Raw genomic sequence first — 17,184 nt, 5'->3', positions numbered from 1 at the left:
AATGCCCTTCACTTTGAAGGGCATTTTTTGTGTTTAAACAATTCTATTGTAGGTCGGATTAGCTTAGCGATATCAGTAATTAAGCCAATGAAAAAAATGTTGAGTGGTGCTAATCCTTATCCACCTTACAAAAACTCTTCAGTGGCCTTTATGCGCAATCTGGTGTTTTTTGGTTTTAAAAAGGTGATAGCTGTCAGACCAATTTATTCTTGTTATGTGACAACTTTCTCAATCGGCAAAAAACATAACTCCTGGAGCAAATATCACAATAGCGTAATAAACCACCAGTCCATAGAGTGAGTAAATAACACACTCAATGCCTGGAGAAATAAAATGAGTACAGCAAGGAAACTCTCCGCTGCGGAAAAAATTGGCTTCGGTATGGGCGATGCCGCATGCGGAATAGTTTATTCCTCAGTCACCATGTTTTTAACGTATTTCTATACTGATATTTACGGACTATCCGCTGCCGCAGTGGGAATAATGTTTCTGGTTACCCGCGTTCTTGATGCAATTACCGACCCACTTACCGGATTGGTTGCCGATCGCGTACACACGCGCTGGGGGCATTTCCGACCATGGTTAATTTGGTTTGCAATTCCTTATGCGGTGCTGGCGGTATTAACCTTCAGCACACCGGATTTTGGTGAATCAGGAAAGCTGCTTTATGCTTATATTACCTATACATTATTAATGCTTTGCTATACATTTATTAACATTCCGTATTGCGCACTGGGTGGCGTGATTACCACCGATGAAAAAGATCGTTTATCTGCCCAATCTTATCGCTTCACTATTTCGTCACTCGCCGGATTAGTTGTTTCTGTCGCAACATTATTTTTAGTTGACTGGCTGGGTAAAGAAAATAAACAATTCGGCTTTCAGGCAACCATGGCGATTATGGGAACACTCGCCGTCATCATGCTATTTTTCTGCTTCTTTAGCACCTCTGAACGTGTTCGCCCAAAAGTCGAAACCAACAGTAGTATGATGGATGACCTGCGAATTTTACTGGCGAATGACCAGTGGCGTATCGTGGCAGTGATCACCTTTTTCTCAAGTATGGCAGGCGTAATGCGCAGTGCAGCAACATTGTACTACGCTACTTACTTGATGCTCGGCGGCATCGAAAGTGCTGCTGGAACCGCGATGAAATCCGCATTTGTTTCCACAAGTGTGGTTGGCACCATTATCGGCAGCATCGCCGCAGGCTATTTGGCACAACGCTATCGTGCTGTATCATTATTTAAAAATATTAACTTATTGCTGGTTGTTATCGGTGTGGTGATGTTCTTTGTTCCACCAACCTGGCTTGCTGTTGTATTCCCACTTTATTTCCTCGTCGGCTTCTTCCACCAAATGTATCAACCTTTCAAATGGAATATGATGGCTAACGCGGCAGATTACGGCGAATGGAAATTTGGTCGCCGAATTACAGGGCTATCGTTCTCCGGAAACCTATTTGCATTAAAAATGGGCATGGCCGTTGCTGGGGCATTTGTCGGTTTCTCACTTGGATGGTTCGGTTATCAGGCGGGTAATCCAACGCAAACAACGCTTGCTACCAATGGCATTATTGGTTTATTAACCATCGGCCCGTCTATTTCCTATCTGGTACTCTACTGGTTAAGCCGTTTCTATATTCTTGATGACAAAATGATGAACCAAATTCAGCGCGATCTCGCTCATCGTGAACAAGTTGAAGAAATTAACACCCCAGCAGTTACACCAGCTTTAATTTCCACAGGTGCTAATAATCATGGTTAATATCACAAATCGCCCTGGATATTACAAAAACCCAATTATCCATGCAGATTATTCAGATCCAGATATTGTGCGTAAAGGCGATGATTTTTATATGGTTTCATCGAGCTTTAACCATTTTCCCGCGCTGCCCATTCTGCATTCGAAAGACTTAGTAAACTGGAAAATCATCAACCACGTATTCTCTCACTTTGATAACAATACTTACGACACCATGCAGCCGGGAAAAGGTGTCTGGGCGCCGTCAGTTCGCTATCACGATGGAAAGTTCTGGGTATTTTTCAGCACGCCAGATGAAGGAATTTTCATGTCGTTTACGGAAGATCCTTGTGGAGAATGGAGCGCTCCACACTGCGTGAAAGCCGCAAAAGGCTGGATTGACCCCTGCCCGCTTTGGGATGAAGATGGGCGAGCCTGGCTGGTTCATGCTTTTGCCCACAGTCGTAGCGGCAGAAAACATCAGTTGCAGTTACTTGAGATGTCGCCGGATGGCCGTTCGATCCTGAACGAAGGGCGAGTTATTTACGACGGAGCGCTGGATCAGCCGACGATCGAAGGGCCAAAGTTCTACAAATGCAACGGCTGGTATTATATCTTCGCACCTGCTGGAGGGGTTGAAACCGGCTGGCAATCAGTATTGCGCGCCAAAAATCTGCAAGGCCCATGGGAAGCCAGAGTGGTTTTACAACAAGGAGAAACTCAGATTAACGGCCCGCATCAGGGCGGTTTTGTTGAACTCGATAACGGCGAATGTTTGTTTGTGCATTTCCAGGATGCCGACCTTTATGGGCGTATTGTGCATCTACAACCCATGCGCTGGCTGGAAAATGGTTGGCCGATCATTGGCGAAAACCAAACGGCTGAAGGAATTGGACAGCCCGTAACTGAACATCGCCTCCCTTCAATCGCAAAAGATCCGCAGGGTAATGAAACGCCGCAAACCAGCGATAGCTTTGCCGAAGGCCGCCCAGGTTTACAGTGGCAATGGCAGGCTCATCCCCAGCAAAAATGGCTACAATCCGCCACAAATACGCTGGCACTAACCTGCCAGATAATGCCGGAATACCAGGGCGAGCAGGCGTTGTACGCTCAACCAAATCTGCTACTGCAAAAATTTCCTGCGCGTGAGTTCAGCGCAACCACCAGACTAGAGGCGGCGTTCGTTCAACCGGGCGAACTCAGTGGCCTGATAATTTACGGCGAACGCTACGCAGCGCTGGCGCTTGAGCAATATGAAGGAAAGCGCAAAATTACGTTTATATCCGCCTGGATGAGCGATACCGGGGTACTTCATCAGCAACAACGAGATATTGCCGACTGGCCGCAAAACACGCCACTTTGGCTAAAGGTGGATGTAAAACCTGGCGGAATTTGTCATTTCAGTTTTAGCGAAAATGGCACTGACTGGCAAAGCGTCACGCCTTGTTTTGCTGCAGGAAAAGGTAAATGGGTTGGCGCAAAAGTGGGGGTTTTCGCCGCCTCACACCAGGCAGTAGCACAACCTGGAGTGGGTTTTTATTCACACTTTACTATCGTGGTTTAAGATTGAGAAACCCGGTGGCGCAACGCTTGCCGGGAATCCCTTTAAATAAAGAACCTTCAATAGAGAGCATTAAACCAGAGTGCCGTAAATAGTCAGCAACGCCACCACCACCAAAATCACCAACGACGTTTTCTTCGCCATTGAAACAGCGGCTTTTGGCGTTTTGATTTTATCGAGATGCGGCTCTCGGGCTAGCGAATACTGAGCCAGCCTGGTCAATACCTGATATTGCGAAGTATGGCGATCGGCTAACGATGCAAACCACGCAGGAAGCGCCCTTTCTCCATGTCCCAGTAGTGCATATGCCACACCAAACAGACGCACAGGCACCCAGTCCAGCACATGTAAAATGGTATCAATACCGGAATGCAAACGCTCTTGCGGAGAATGATGGCGCGCAAGCCACGTCTGCCACGCGCGCAAGAATGCATAACCTGCAAGCGTTACCGGCCCCCACACACCGCCGACGATAAACCAGAAAAGTGGTGCGAGATAAAAACGAAAGTTAATCCACAGCAGCGCATTTTGCAGCTCTTTCAGATACTCGCGCTCATCACAATCAGGTGGAACACCGTGAATCAGCGTCAGTTCACTCGCCATCGCATCGCGCGCGTGGCTATCGCCATGGCTCACAGCCTGCAAATACGCATGGTAATGCAGTCGAACCTGGCCTGCGCCAATACACAACACGCCGAGTGCAATCCAGAAAACGAGCAGTGGCACGTTGAAGAACAAACCTTGTAACGCGCGAATACAGAGGAAAACCACCAACATACATAGGGCAGTCATCAGAATAGTACGTAATAACGAAAAGTTTTTTACTCGCTGGAAAAGCGCTTCAAGGCGGTGATCTAGCTGCCAGTGTTCGCCCAGCTTAAATAACCGTTCCCAAATCATCACCAGCAGTAATGTAAACAGCGTCATTCCATCTCCTTATTCGGCGTTACCTCTACCGAGTGGCGAAAACGCGACCAGTCGAATGCAGGACCAGGGTCGGTTTTACGCTCCGGTGCAATATCGCAATGTCCCGTCATATGGTCAGCAATTGCCGGATAAACCTTCACCAGTAGATCTGTAATCGCGGCAAGCTGTTGATATTGCTCATCAGTATAGGGCAGCGTATCTGTCCCCTCCAACTCAATACCAATCGAAAAATCGTTACAGCGTTCACGGCCCTGATACAAAGAAACCCCTGCATGCCAGGCACGTTTATCAAAAGCAACATATTGAACGATTTCGCCATCACGACGAATAAGACAATGTGCTGAAACTCGTAAATGTGCGATACCCGCGAAGTACGGATGAGCTTGCGAATCAAGTGTTCCGGTAAACAACGCATCAATCCATGGCCCACCAAATTCGCCTGGCGGTAAACTGATGTTGTGCACCACCAATAAGGAAGGTGTTTCATCCTCTGGTCGGCAATCGAAATGTGGGGATGGGACATGTTTAACACCCACCAGCCAGCCGTCTTTTAGCTGCATCCACGGTCTCCTTAGAGTGGTACTTGAGGTCGCATCAATGTAGCATGTTTCGACATTAACTAAGCCATTTCGGAGTTTTATCATGCCTCCTCGCCGTTATAACCCAGACCGCCGACGTGACGAGCTTCTCGACCGTATTAACCTTGATATTCCAGCAGCTGTTTCTCAGGCTTTGCGTGAAGATCTTGGTGGTGACGTCAACCCCAATAACGATATCACTGCGCAGCTCCTGGATGCAGATCACCGTTCACATGCCGTAATCATCACCCGTGAAGATGGCGTGTTCTGTGGTAAACGTTGGGTCGAAGAGGTTTTCATCCAGCTTGGCGGGGATGTCAAAGTGACCTGGCATGTTGAAGATGGCGATCTCGTTGCCGCTGACCAGCCACTTTTCGAATTAACTGGATTATCACGCGTGCTATTAACTGGCGAGCGCACCGCGCTTAACTTTGTGCAAACTCTGTCTGGTGTAGCAAGCGAAGTGCGCACCTATGTTGATTTGCTTGCAGGCACAAACACGCAATTGCTCGATACCCGTAAAACTCTGCCGGGCCTTCGTACCGCGTTGAAATACGCAGTACTGTGTGGCGGTGGTAGCAACCACCGTTTAGGTCTGTCTGACGCATTTTTGATTAAAGAGAACCACATCATCTCCTCAGGTTCCATTCGCCAGGCGATAGAAAAAGCCTTCTGGTTCCATCCAGATGTGCCTGTTGAGGTTGAAGTCGAATCTCTTGATGAACTGGAACAGGCACTGCATGCCGGGGCTGACATTATCATGCTCGATAACTTCAACGTTGAGGACATGCGTAAAGCTGTCGCTATCACCAGTGGTAAAGCACGTCTGGAAGTTTCAGGAAACGTAACTAAAGAAACTATCCGTGAATTTGCTGAAACGGGTGTCGACTTTATCTCTGTTGGCGCACTGACTAAACATGTCCGCGCGCTCGATCTCTCCATGCGTTTCCGCTAATTTCTGCCAGGCAGATGAGCAAAACTCATCTGCTTATATCTTCCCGTTACGTTACCGCTCGCATTTTTATTGTCGTTTTTGCAATTAACAGAAATATCCTGGAAGAGAGCTTCCTGATATTTACACTCGCACTCGCCCGAAGAATTTAAACGACGCAAAGTGCCGCTATCTCAACCAGGAGCGGCATATGAACAAACAACAAGGATTCACACTTATTGAGCTGATGGTAGTCATCGGTATTATTGCGATTCTTAGCGCCATCGGTATTCCCACCTATCAAAACTACCTGCGTAAAGCGGCTCTGACTGACGTGTTGCAAACCTTCCTGCCCTATCGTACCGCCATTGAACTTTGCGCGATTGAAAGGGGTGGGATTAGCCAATGTGACGCGGGGAGCAACAGTATTCCTACACCTAAAACCACCCGCTATATAAGCAGCATGAGCATCGAACAAGGTGCTGTTACGCTTGCGGGGCAAGAAAGTCTCAACGGACTAACCATTTCCCTGTCTCCACGCTGGAGTGATGTAGAAGGAATTGAAGGCTGGTCACGAACCTGTAGCTCTGGCAGTAATAATTCTCTTCAACAAACCTGCGAAGAAGTCTTCCGTTTTGATAATACACAAGCGGGAAATTAAACCATGGCAAATCAGCAGATTCTCGCACTGTGTAACCAATATCAGGCGATATTGCTTTCTGAAGCTCCATTGCTGCATATCGCTATTGCGCCAAACCCACCCGTACAGTTTTTTGAAGCATTGCGTTTTATCTGTGATAAGCCTGCCAATGTTGAATACTGGCCAGTTGAACAGCTGGAAAAAGCAAGGCACTCGCGGCCGTCTGTTAGCGCGGAGGAACCTCTTGAGAATACAGCTCCAGTGGTTCAACTGTTGCAAGATACGCTCCACAAAGCCCTGCAACTCAGGGCATCAGACATTCACTTCGAACCGTTAGAGCAAGGGTATCAAATTCGTTTTCGCGTTGATGGCGTGTTGCAACTTCAACCACTGCTGCCATCACATCTGGCTGCACCACTAACCGCGCGACTTAAGGTATTGGGAAATCTGGATATAGCAGAACGCCGCCTTCCCCAAGATGGGCAAATGGAGATCGAAATCGAACAGCGCAAATGTTCATTTCGCATAGCGACACTGCCGGTGTATAACGGTGAAAAAGTTGTCTTACGTTTGATGGCTCAAACAGAGCAAACCTTTGAGCTATCGGAGTTAGGCATGTCACCAGAGGATAGCTCTCGCTTTCAAAGCGCTTTAGCCAATCCCCAGGGCATGATTCTCGTCACCGGCCCCACAGGGAGTGGGAAAACAATCACGCTTTACAGTGCATTAAAGATACTCAACCAAGTCTCAGCCAATCTATGTAGTGTTGAAGACCCGATAGAAATCCCTATGCAAGGTCTTAATCAAACGCAAATTAACACTAAAGCGGGGCTTAATTTTCAAAGTGTTTTACGCGCCTTACTACGTCAGGATCCGGATATCATCATGGTGGGTGAAATTCGTGATGGCGATACGGCAGAAATAGCCATTAAAGCAGCGCAAACAGGGCATCTGGTACTTTCAACATTGCATACTAATTCCACGACTGAGACTGTCGTTCGCCTCGAACAAATGGGAGTCGAGCGATGGATGTTAGCATCTGCACTGAATATGGTCGTTGCACAGCGCCTGGTACGTAAACTCTGCCCACACTGTAAAGAACAACTCCCTGAAGACATCATCCTACCCACATCGCTTTGGGCCACAGCTTTGCCTCGTTGGCAAGCAACTGGCTGTGAGCGCTGTTATGGAGGGTTCTACGGGCGAAGTGCATTATTTGAAATTTTGCTTATCGATACAGCACTTCAATCAGCAATTATTGCCGGCATGCCAGCCCATGAAATCGAAACTCTGGCAAGGGAACAAGGCATGATGACGCTATTTGAAAGTGGCTGCCAGGCTGTTGAACAAGGGCTAACCACTCTTGAAGAGCTATATCGGGTGCTTGGTGTTCCTCATGGCTAAATTTGTACTCTGGCACTGGAAAGCAGTCGATCAACACGGGCAAATTCAACAAGGGGATGTGCTTGCAGATGACGCGGAATCTGTCAGTGAAAAGCTATTCACTTGGGACCTCCAGCTTTTACAGTTGCGGAAAATATCGCACACCCGCCGAGGCTGCTGGCATATTCAGCAAAAAATACAGATATTCCGCCAGCTGGCGACGTTGCTTCAGGCGGGAATATCTTTGTCTGACGGGCTATTACTTATCGCGCAGCAACACCCTTTTGGTGAATGGCGGGCATTACTAAAGGATATCGGGTATCGCGTTTCAAATGGCATCTCTTTCTCTGCCGCCTTACAGCAATGGCCAGGGATTTTCCCGCCGTTGTTCATCGCTCTGATTCATATTGGTGAGCTAACCGGGAAGCTAGACGAGTGCTGCCAGAAGCTAGCTGATCAACAAGAAAAACTGTACCAGCTACGTAAAAAAGTCATGAAAGCCCTGCGTTATCCACTATTTATCGTAGCGATAGCACTACTGGTGACAATCGGGATGATGAGTTTTGTACTGCCCGAATTTGCCAATATTTATCGTTCATTTAATGCCCCATTACCCGCTATTACAGTGGCGGTAATGGCAGTATCAAACTGGGTAACAACACAGGGAGCATGGTGGCTGTTAGTCACTATTATACTCACGGCCTTTGGCTATATTTTGCGAACAAAGAAACCTCATTGGCAAGAGTACGAACAACGTCTGATGCTGCAAATCCCATTGCTCGCTCCGCTATGGCGTGGGCAAATCCTTAGCCAAATCTACACCACACTATCCCTTTCCCAGCAGGCAGGAATTCCCTTGCTACAAGGGCTTAAAGCTGTAGAAACCACTTTGCCGCAACTACTGTGGAAGCAGGTTATTCTGCAAATAAACTACCAGGTGACTCAAGGAATACCACTATGGCAAACACTCTCACAAAGCGAGCGCTTCACGCCATTGTGTTGCCAATTGATAAGAATAGGAGAAGAGTCAGGCGCCCTAGATTTAATGCTCGAGAAGCTGGCGAGTTGGCATCATAACCATACCGAGGAACTGGCAGACAATCTTGCCGCCGCTCTGGAGCCAGTAATGATGTTAGTTGTGGGGATTATCATTGGGACGCTGGTCATCGCGATGTATCTGCCTATTTTTCAGTTAGGTGATGCAATGAGCGCGGGATGACGGCGTAGCGAAAATGCCACGCCGTATGTCGCTGATAGCTTAGAGGCTATTGAAAACGCGGTTTTCCTGCTCATTCACACGAATGAACGTAGTACGCTTGGTCAACTCTTTCAGGCGAGAAGCACCAACGTAAGTACATGCAGAACGCAGGCCGCCCATAATATCGCGGGCAGTATTTTCAACAGGGCCACGCAATGGCAGCTTAACGGTTTTGCCTTCTGCTGCACGGTACTGTGCAACACCACCAACATGGCGGGTCATTGCAGATTCGGAGCTCATGCCATAGAACAGCATGAATTTCTCGCCGTTTTCTTCAACGATTGTGCCGCCACTTTCGTCATGACCAGCCAGCATACCGCCCAGCATCACGAAATCTGCGCCGCCGCCAAATGCTTTAGCAACATCGCCCGGCATAGTACAACCGCCATCACTAACAATCTGGCCACCGAGGCCATGAGCAGCATCAGCACATTCAATAACAGCAGAAAGTTGCGGGTAACCGACACCTGTTTTCACTCGAGTAGTACACACAGAACCTGGACCGATACCAACTTTAACGATGTCCGCACCGGAAAGGATAAGCTCTTCGCACATTTCACCAGTAACAACGTTACCTGCACAGATAACTTTGTCCGGCCACGCTTCACGCGCTTTAGAAACGAACTGAGTGAAGTGTTCGGAATAGCCATTAGCCACATCGATACAGATAAATTTCAGCGCTGGGTTCAAAGAAAGAATCTGTTTGGTCTTCTGGAAATCAGCGTCTGATGTACCGGTTGAAACCATCACGAACTTCAGGATGTCGTCTGAAGCAGACTTAACGAAGTTGCTCCACTCTTCAACAGAGTAGTGCTTATGCACGGCGGTGAGGATATCAAACGAGGCCAATGCCTGGGCCATGCCGAATGTACCAACGGTGTCCATGTTAGCAGCAATGATCGGAACACCTGACCATGCAATACCGGAGTGTTTGAAAGTGAACTGGCGCTCGAGCTCTACATCAGAGCGGCTTTTCAGTGTGGAACGTTTCGGGCGGATAAGAACGTCTTTAAAACCTAACTTCAAATCTTCTTCAATACGCATGTTGCAGATTCCTGGGTCGAATGGCGAAGGACGCGTGAACGCAATCGGCAATACATACCCTGGATAATTCGAGTTGCAGGATTGCGGCCAACGCATCTGCGGCTTGAAGTATGGCGGGTATAACTACCAATTCCAGTGACGCTATCATACGCACTATTAATGCAGCCGCAAGACTGCGAAAACAGTCTTTTTTACGCTACAATCGTTAAAATTTACCTTAGAAATATAAAATCGCTTCAGGGTCCGACTCTTATGGTTTATACGGTTGCATTAACGGGTGGTATTGGCAGTGGTAAGAGTACTATCGCCGATAACTTTTCCCGCTTAGGTATTACCGTTGTTGATGCTGACGTCATTGCGCGTCAGGTCGTAGAGCCCGGTCAGCCCGCTCTTCGCATTATTTCTGACCATTTTGGTGATGAGATCCTCCTTCAGGATGGCACTCTCAACCGTCGAGCTCTTCGCGCAAAGATCTTCTCTTGCGAGGAAGAGAAAAAATGGCTCAATGCTCTGCTACACCCACTTATCCATCAGCGCACCCAAGCCGAAATCAACCAGGCGCTTTCTCCCTACGTTTTATGGGTTGTTCCTTTATTAATTGAGAATAACCTACAACAAAAGGCAGATCGTGTTCTGGTTGTTGATGTCTCGCCAGAAGTGCAAATCGCACGTACTATTGCGCGCGATAAAGTTAGTCGCGAACATGTGCTGCAAATCCTTGCTGCACAGGCGACACGCGAGGCACGCTTAAGCGCCGCCGATGATGTAATTAATAATGATGGTGGTACTGCACAGGTGGCCGCACATGTTGACCGTCTGCACCGCCAGTATCTGCAACTGGCAGCCCAGGCCGCACAGCAGGAAAATGAATAATGAGCACCCAGATTCTTTTTGAGCACCCACTTAATGAAAAAATGCGTACCTGGTTGCGTATCGAGTTCTTAATCCAACAACTCGAAAGTTCATTACCGGTAGACGAAACAGCCAAAGCACTTCATTTTTTCCGCAATATCGGTGACCTGCTCGATGTCTTTGAGCGTGGTGAGATTCGCACAGATATTCTTAAAGAGCTGGAACGCCAGCAGCGTAAATTATTGAACTGGTCTGAAGTTCCAGGCGTAGATATGCAGCGCATTGATTCACTGCGTAGCCAACTCAAAGAACGTGGTGGTGTTTTAATGGCAGCCCCTCGCTTGGGACAAGCATTACGTGAAGACCGTTTGATTGCCCTCGTTCGCCAGCGCCTGAGTATCCCAGGCGGGTGCTGTAGTTTTGATTTGCCGACATTGCACATCTGGCTATATTCCCCCCAGGATCAGCGTGATGCGCAAATTAATAGCTGGCTTGCGACGTTGCAGCCATTAAAACAAGCGCTGGATCTGGTACTCGATATTATTCGTAATTCTGCACCATTACGTAGACAAACCAGCCTCAATGGTTTTTATCAGAATAACGGGGATGACGCCGATTTACTGCGTTTACAGCTGGACCTTTCCTCACAGCTTTATCCGCAGGTTTCTGGTCATAAGAGCCGTTTTGCGATCCGTTTCTTACCACTGGATAGCGAAAATGGACTCATCCCTGAACGTCTCGATTTTGAGCTCGCGTGCTGTTAAGGAGCGAATATGACTGAAACAATAAAAGTGAATTGCCCGGGTTGCGGTAAAGTTGTCATCTGGGATGAAACCAGCCCATATCGCCCATTTTGCTGCAAACGCTGCCAGTTGATTGACCTAGGTGAATGGGCCGCCGAGGAAAAACGAATTCCTAGCAGCGGCGATTTATCAGAAAGCGACGACTGGAGTGAAGAAGACCTGCGTTAACCTTGCTGTAGTTTGTTAATAACTAATTTGCTAATTACTGGTTCATTGGCTGGTGGAAAATCTGACGCCACCAGCGCATTTTGCGCAATCCATTGACCCGGTTGCCCTTCTTTACCCCACGGTTCACCTTCCCAACTTTCCACCATGAAAAACCACAGCGTGATATGCCGGTCCGGGAACTCATAAGCCAGTTTATCAAAAAGAGTAAAGCCGGTAGCCGTGATACCTGTCTCTTCCTGAAGCTCACGAACTAATGCCTGCTCAGGCGTTTCATCGGCTTCAATCTTCCCACCGGGAAATTCAAGCTTATTGGCCATGTGAGCATCGGCGGCTCTTTGAGTAATAAAAATCTCACCCGCTTGATTGCGGATTATGCCAACGGCGATTTCTAGTTGTTTCATTTTTGTGCAGCTGCTCCATAGAAAAAAGGCGCAGCAAGCTGCGCCTTTATCAACAATTACATTCTTAGCTTAAACGGCCATGGCACTGTTTGAATTTCTTACCTGAACCGCATGGGCACGGATCGTTACGGCCCACTTTGCGCTCACCTGTTTCCGCAGCCAACTCTTCAGCAGCAAGTGTGTCAGCATCCTGATGGCTCAACTGTTGCATCTGCGCCAAACGTTCAGCTTCTTCACGACGCTGCTGCTCCATTGCCTCTACTTCTTCAGGCATACGAACCTGCACTTTGCTGAGCGTACTGATCACTTCATATTTCAGCGCTTCAAGCATTGATGCAAACATCGCAAAGGATTCACGCTTGTATTCTTGCTTAGGATCTTTCTGCGCATAACCACGCAAGTGGATACCCTGGCGCAGGTAATCCATCGCTGCAAGGTGCTCTTTCCACAGTGAATCCAGAGTCTGCAACATGACGCCTTTTTCGAAGTGGCGCATCATTTCAATGCCAACAACCTCTTCTTTACGCTTATACACTTCAATAGCGTTCTGCAAAATACGCTCACGCAGAGTTTCTTCGTGCAGTTCAGGCTCTTTATCCAGCCACTCTTTAATTGGCAGTTCAAGGTCGAAATCGTTTTTCAGGCGTTCTTCCAGGCCTTCAACATCCCACATTTCTTCCAGTGATTGCGGTGGAATGTGTGCGTCGATAGTCACTTTGAAGACGTCTTCGCGGATGCTGTTGATGGTTTCGCTAACGTCGCTCACATCCAGCAATTCGTTACGCTGGCTGTAGATCGCACGACGCTGATCGTTGGCCACATCATCATATTCCAGAAGCTGTTTACGGATATCGAAGTTACGGCTTTCAACTTTACGCTGGGCGTTAGCAATTGCCTTAGTAACCCATGGGTGTTCAATCGCTTCGCCCGGCTTCATACCGAGTTTACGCATCATGCCTGAAACACGATCCGATGCGAAAATACGCATCAGTGAATCTTCCATGGACAGGTAGAAACGAGATGAACCCGCATCGCCCTGACGGCCGGAACGGCCACGCAACTGGTTATCGATACGGCGAGATTCGTGACGCTCGGTACCGATAATGTGCAAGCCACCTGATGCCAGAACTGCGTCATGGCGAATCTGCCAGTCAGCTTTAATCTGCGCGATTTGCTCAGGCGTTGGGTCTTCAAGCTCAGCAACTTCTGCCTGCCAGCTACCACCCAACACGATATCCGTACCACGACCAGCCATGTTGGTTGCGATGGTCACAGAGGCTGGGTAACCGGCCTGAGCAACGATACCTGCTTCGTTGGCGTGGAATTTGGCGTTCAGAACGTTGTGTTTGATACCGGCTTTGGTCAATTCAGCAGAAACCACTTCGGATTTCTCGATTGAAATAGTACCGACAAGAACAGGCTGACCGTTGATCGTGCGCTCTTTAATATCTTCAATGATTGCCATAATCTTGTCTGCTTCGGTCATATAGACCAGATCAGGCATGTCTTTACGGATCATTGGACGGTTAGTCGGCACAACAATGGTATCGAGTTTGTAGATAGAGCTAAATTCGAATGCTTCTGTGTCCGCAGTACCCGTCATACCGGCCAGTTTTTCATACAGGCGGAAGTAGTTCTGGAAGGTGATGGATGCCAGCGTCTGGTTTTCGTTCTGAATGTCGACGCCTTCTTTAGCTTCAACAGCCTGGTGCAGGCCATCAGACCAGCGACGGCCTTGCATGGTACGACCGGTGTGTTCATCAACGATGATAACTTCGCCATCTTTAACGATGTAATCAACGTCACGGGCGAACAGCACGTGCGCACGCAATGCAGCAGTTACGTGGTGCATCAGCATAATGTTCGTCGGGGAGTACAGAGACTCACCTTCTTCCATAATGCCTTCGCGTACCAGCAACTCTTCAACCAGCACCAGACCGCGTTCGGTAATGTTTACCTGACGAGATTTTTCGTCCACCGAGAAGTGGCCTTCGCCCTGGAAAGTATCAGAATCTTCTTTTTCCTGACGGATTAGGCTCGGGATGATTTTGTTTACTTTACGGTACATCTCGGAGCTATCTTCAGCAGGGCCGGAGATAATCAGCGGCGTACGTGCTTCATCGATAAGAATTGAGTCAACCTCATCCACCAATGCATAGTGCAGTTTGCGCTGAACGCGTTCTTCAGGGCTGAACGCCATATTGTCGCGCAGGTAGTCAAAGCCGTACTCGTTGTTGGTGCCGTAAGTAATGTCAGCTGCATAAGCTTCGCGCTTTGCAGGTGCTGGCATGTTTGGCAAGTTGATACCAACGCTCAGGCCAAGGTATTCGAACAAAGGACGGTTGTTTTCAGCATCGCGCTGGGCCAGATAGTCGTTCACAGTAACAACATGAACACCACGGCCGCTTAATGCGTTCAGGTATGCAGGCAGAGTTGCAGTCAGTGTTTTACCTTCACCAGTACGCATCTCTGCGATGCAGCGTTCGTTCAGAACCATACCGCCCAGCAACTGCACGTCGAAGTGGCGCATGCCGAATACACGTTTACTCGCCTCACGAACAACAGCAAAAGCTTCTGGGATCAGATTCTCCAGCACTTCGCCTTTCTCAAGACGCGCACGGAATTCGCCAGTTTTTGCTTTTAATTCATCATCCGAAAGTTTTTCAATTTCCGGTTCCATACTATTGATAATATTGACAACTTTACGCATGCGACGCAGGGTGCGGTCGTTGCGGCTACCGAAAACTTTAGTTAATAATTTGATTAGCATAATTAATTCTCAAACGCCTACCGTCAGGGCAGAGCTAAAATAACGTTATAATTAAAGGAAATGGAGTTAGCTGAGGCGTTGTGGGCCAGCGCGGATACCCTGGACCTGGCTTATCCAAATGGCAGGACTAAAAGTCTCGACAGCTGGCGATTGCCAAAGTGCAGTGTGGCGCACAATAACTGGGGGTTTGCTTTCCTGGGTGAGCAGCGCACTGAGCGTGTCCAGTAAAGCGAGTTTATGTGCCTGAAGTGGCAAACTCTCTTGTGCTGCTGGCTGCGTTTGCGGCGCCATAGCAAAAGAAAGGTGACGAATTACAGTTCGAATTGCATGCTGATGCCAGTAATCGACACTAAATGATGGTCGGCGGGTACTTTCCTGCAATAATGCCAGACTATTGAAGCTGACCTTGTTGAGGTAATCGTGGCTACTGGTGGATGTTTCAGCAGGGGCTGTTGGCTCGGTATTTTGGCTGAGCGCAGGCATACCAAAACTCGCCGCGACCATCCCTAATAAGAGATGCGGCCAGAAATAACGTCTGCCAAACTGTCGCCAACAATTTAGAATACCAATCACTTTATCCGCCGGAGCATTATGTATGCGTGATAGTCGCCCACAATCTTTAGATCATTTGTTCGATGATGCTGGAGCCGAAAGCGTGTTGCAAAACGTGCAACAACGCGCAACTGCACTACTTAGGCTCAACAGGGCTGTGAAAGGGATATTACCCGCTCAACTACATCCCTGGTGCCGGGTAGCAAATTTCCGACAAGGCATTCTCGTACTTGAAACTGCAAATGCTAGCTGGCTGATGCGTTTACGCTATGAACAAGCCACGCTACTGAGTGCATTACGTGCACAAATATTACCATCATTGACATCAATCGACATCAGGATTAATCCATCACTGGCTGCAATTGGGCAAGAATCAGTACAAGAAAACAGCATTCAAACAGTGAAGGGTAAAACTGGAGGGGTTAACAGAGTTCTGAGTCAGCAAAGTGCAGAGGCATTAAGAATGGTGGCTGAACGTAGCCCGGAAAAATTAAAGGCAATAATAGAACGACTGGCGTCATTGGCCGGAGAGAGTACCAATGAAACCAGTCGCAATAAATAATTCTGGTGTTATGCCAGAACCATTTTCGGTGCTTTGAACGCTAGCGGAAGCTCAGCATCGTCTTCGAAGGTTGCCCATTCCCAGGCTTCCTGCTTCGCCAGAACCGCTTGAAGCAATTTGTTATTCAGTGCATGACCAGATTTATAGGCGGTAAACGCGCCGATAATGTTGTGGCCACACATGAACAAGTCACCAATCGCATCGAGCATTTTGTGACGAACGAATTCATCTTCAAAACGCAAGCCGTCTTCGTTCAGTACGCGATAATCGTCAACAACGATGGCACAATCGAAGCTACCGCCCAGGCACAAACCACGGGACTGCAGATATTCGATATCACGCATGAAACCGAAGGTACGAGCACGACTAATCTGGCGCATAAACGCGTCGGCAGAGAAATTCATGCTGTAGCGTTGGGTGCTGGCATCAATCGCCGGATGGTTAAAGTCGATGGTGAAATCCAAAGAGAAACCATTATACGGCTTGAATTCAGCCCATTTGTCGCCGTCTTCAACACGAACTGTTTCTTTGACGCGTACAAATTTCTTCGCACAGTTTAATTCGTCAATCCCGGCATCAAGCAGCAGGTAGACGAATGGCGCTGCACTACCGTCCATGATTGGGATTTCAGGGGCATTGACTTCAACAATGATGTTATCAATACCTAATCCCGCAAGGGCGGCATTCAAATGCTCAACGGTAGAAATCCGCACATCGTGCTCGTTCACCAGGCAAGTACAGAGCATGGTATCACGCACAGATTTGGCATCTGCCGGAAAATCTACCGGAGGATTCAAGTCAGTGCGACGATAGATGACCCCGGTATTTGCCGGCGCAGGGCGTAACGTCAGCATGACTTTCTTGCCGGTATGTAAACCGACACCAGTCGCCTGAACGATACGTTTAAGAGTCCTTTGTTTGATCATCGTATAATCTCGCCAAATTAACTATCCAACCGAAGTGTATATCACAATCGGTGGGCCAGTTTAGCACAAAGAGCGCAGTTCCCCA

At 48.2% G+C, this 17,184-nt stretch carries 17 protein-coding genes; 10 read left to right on the top strand and 7 right to left on the bottom strand.

Annotation, left to right across the window (positions count from 1 at the left end):
- The first annotated feature begins 333 nt into the window (after window positions 1-333).
- Both M977_RS14430 and M977_RS14425 read left to right on the top strand, forming a co-directional pair.
- A complete protein-coding gene (locus M977_RS14430) occupies window positions 334-1,767 on the top strand; it encodes a glycoside-pentoside-hexuronide (GPH):cation symporter (RefSeq protein ID WP_064516230.1) in 1,434 nt (477 codons plus the stop codon).
- On the top strand, window positions 1,760-3,307 hold the full coding sequence (locus M977_RS14425) for a glycoside hydrolase family 43 protein (RefSeq protein WP_064516228.1): 1,548 nt from the start codon (window positions 1,760-1,762) through the stop codon (window positions 3,305-3,307). Before M977_RS14430 ends, M977_RS14425 begins: the two co-directional genes overlap by 8 nt.
- Before the next feature lie 69 nt (window positions 3,308-3,376).
- Here the strand turns inward: M977_RS14425 and ampE are convergent, their stop codons facing one another.
- Together ampE and ampD are read right to left on the bottom strand one after the other, a co-directional pair.
- Window positions 3,377-4,231, bottom strand: a complete 855-nt coding sequence (gene ampE / locus M977_RS14420) for a beta-lactamase regulator AmpE (RefSeq protein ID WP_064516226.1) — start codon at window positions 4,229-4,231, stop codon at window positions 3,377-3,379.
- Window positions 4,228-4,791, bottom strand: a complete 564-nt coding sequence (ampD, locus tag M977_RS14415) for a 1,6-anhydro-N-acetylmuramyl-L-alanine amidase AmpD (protein ID WP_064516224.1) — start codon at window positions 4,789-4,791, stop codon at window positions 4,228-4,230. Before ampD ends, ampE begins: the two co-directional genes overlap by 4 nt.
- Window positions 4,792-4,873: 82 nt before the next feature.
- Here ampD and nadC point away from each other — a divergent pair, with 82 nt between their 5' ends.
- The 4 genes from nadC (at window position 4,874) to hofC (ending at window position 8,982) form a co-directional block, all read left to right on the top strand.
- Complete coding sequence (nadC, locus tag M977_RS14410) at window positions 4,874-5,764, top strand: carboxylating nicotinate-nucleotide diphosphorylase (RefSeq protein WP_064516222.1); 891 nt, start codon at window positions 4,874-4,876, stop codon at window positions 5,762-5,764.
- A gap of 187 nt (window positions 5,765-5,951) precedes the next feature.
- Window positions 5,952-6,401, top strand: coding sequence for a prepilin peptidase-dependent pilin (ppdD, locus tag M977_RS14405; RefSeq protein WP_064516219.1), 450 nt, complete (start codon window positions 5,952-5,954; stop codon window positions 6,399-6,401).
- Between the two features lie 3 nt (window positions 6,402-6,404).
- Window positions 6,405-7,784, top strand: a complete 1,380-nt coding sequence (gene gspE, locus M977_RS14400) for a type II secretion system protein GspE (protein WP_064516217.1) — start codon at window positions 6,405-6,407, stop codon at window positions 7,782-7,784.
- On the top strand, window positions 7,777-8,982 hold the full coding sequence (hofC, locus tag M977_RS14395; protein ID WP_064516215.1) for a protein transport protein HofC: 1,206 nt from the start codon (window positions 7,777-7,779) through the stop codon (window positions 8,980-8,982). The genes gspE and hofC overlap by 8 nt, the downstream gene beginning before the upstream one ends.
- A 39-nt stretch (window positions 8,983-9,021) precedes the next feature.
- On the opposite strand, the gene M977_RS14390 is transcribed toward hofC, so the two are convergent.
- A complete protein-coding gene (locus M977_RS14390) occupies window positions 9,022-10,065 on the bottom strand; it encodes a GMP reductase (RefSeq protein ID WP_064516213.1) in 1,044 nt (347 codons plus the stop codon).
- A gap of 252 nt (window positions 10,066-10,317) precedes the next feature.
- Here M977_RS14390 and coaE point away from each other — a divergent pair, with 252 nt between their 5' ends.
- Genes coaE through yacG form a run of 3 tightly spaced genes read left to right on the top strand, consistent with a single transcriptional unit; the run spans window position 10,318 to window position 11,888 of the window.
- Window positions 10,318-10,938, top strand: a complete 621-nt coding sequence (gene coaE / locus M977_RS14385; protein ID WP_064516211.1) for a dephospho-CoA kinase — start codon at window positions 10,318-10,320, stop codon at window positions 10,936-10,938.
- The gene (gene zapD, locus M977_RS14380) at window positions 10,938-11,681 is read left to right on the top strand and encodes a cell division protein ZapD (protein ID WP_064516209.1); all 744 of its coding nucleotides are present in this window, start codon (window positions 10,938-10,940) and stop codon (window positions 11,679-11,681) included. The genes coaE and zapD overlap by 1 nt, the downstream gene beginning before the upstream one ends.
- Before the next feature lie 9 nt (window positions 11,682-11,690).
- A complete protein-coding gene (gene yacG, locus M977_RS14375; protein ID WP_034460927.1) occupies window positions 11,691-11,888 on the top strand; it encodes a DNA gyrase inhibitor YacG in 198 nt (65 codons plus the stop codon).
- Here the strand turns inward: yacG and mutT are convergent.
- The 3 genes from mutT to secM form a co-directional block, all read right to left on the bottom strand.
- Window positions 11,885-12,289, bottom strand: a complete 405-nt coding sequence (gene mutT, locus M977_RS14370) for an 8-oxo-dGTP diphosphatase MutT (protein ID WP_064516207.1) — start codon at window positions 12,287-12,289, stop codon at window positions 11,885-11,887. The two genes, yacG and mutT, sit on opposite strands and share 4 nt — an antisense overlap.
- 64 nt (window positions 12,290-12,353) lie before the next feature.
- Entirely contained in the window at window positions 12,354-15,059 is a 2,706-nt protein-coding gene (secA, locus tag M977_RS14365; protein ID WP_064516205.1) for a preprotein translocase subunit SecA, read from the bottom strand.
- Window positions 15,060-15,125: 66 nt separating this feature from the next.
- Entirely contained in the window at window positions 15,126-15,632 is a 507-nt protein-coding gene (gene secM / locus M977_RS14360; protein WP_064516203.1) for a secA translation cis-regulator SecM, read from the bottom strand.
- 22 nt (window positions 15,633-15,654) lie between these two features.
- On the opposite strand from secM, the gene M977_RS14355 reads away from it, so the two are divergent.
- Complete coding sequence (locus tag M977_RS14355; RefSeq protein WP_064516202.1) at window positions 15,655-16,173, top strand: DUF721 domain-containing protein; 519 nt, start codon at window positions 15,655-15,657, stop codon at window positions 16,171-16,173.
- Window positions 16,174-16,181: 8 nt separating this feature from the next.
- On the opposite strand, the gene lpxC is transcribed toward M977_RS14355, so the two are convergent.
- A complete protein-coding gene (gene lpxC, locus M977_RS14350; RefSeq protein WP_064516200.1) occupies window positions 16,182-17,099 on the bottom strand; it encodes a UDP-3-O-acyl-N-acetylglucosamine deacetylase in 918 nt (305 codons plus the stop codon).
- Between the last annotated feature and the right edge of the window lie 85 nt (window positions 17,100-17,184).

Origin of the sequence: Buttiauxella gaviniae ATCC 51604 (assembly GCF_001654835.1) — a bacterium.
GTDB classification, from domain to species: Bacteria; Pseudomonadota; Gammaproteobacteria; order Enterobacterales; family Enterobacteriaceae; genus Buttiauxella; species Buttiauxella gaviniae.
The sequence above is the reverse complement of the archived record's forward strand: the minus strand, read 5'-3'. Positions and strand labels throughout refer to the sequence as shown.